General features: G+C 62.6%; 1 pseudogene. It reads left to right on the top strand.

The annotated features are described in order from the left end of the window. Positions 1-195 precede the first annotated feature (195 nt). Positions 196-380, top strand: a pseudogene (locus EN861_RS34435) (hypothetical protein); the annotation flags it as partial.

Consider the following 380-nt stretch of genomic DNA (forward strand, 5'->3'; position numbering starts at 1 on the left):
CTTCGGCGGCACCGCTTGTTTACGAGGCGAAGCTTCACCATATCGAATCCAGGGAGTGATGATCTCCCCAGGACAGACCGGAAACCAGAAGGAGTGACGTGATGAAGACGTCGAATCCGGCCTGGAGCCTTCCGGCACACTGAGGCGGCCGTATGTGCCTCCCTTGCCGGAATGCGAAGGCGAAGGAGGTGCCCCATGGCACGCAAATTTTCATTTCGATGGGTCAAGCTTGCAGCCGTCGGCGCCCTGATGGCGCTGCCGGCTATCCCGGCGCAGGCGCAAGTCATCTGCGGCGGCCATGACGTTCTGGTGGCGCGGCTGGCAGCGGGTTTCGAGGAGAACCGGCTCGGCTACGGCGTGGCCGGGCAGGTCGCTATTTT

Origin of the sequence: Mesorhizobium sp. M8A.F.Ca.ET.218.01.1.1 (assembly GCF_004791165.1) — a bacterium.
Classification (GTDB): Bacteria; Pseudomonadota; Alphaproteobacteria; order Rhizobiales; family Rhizobiaceae; genus Mesorhizobium.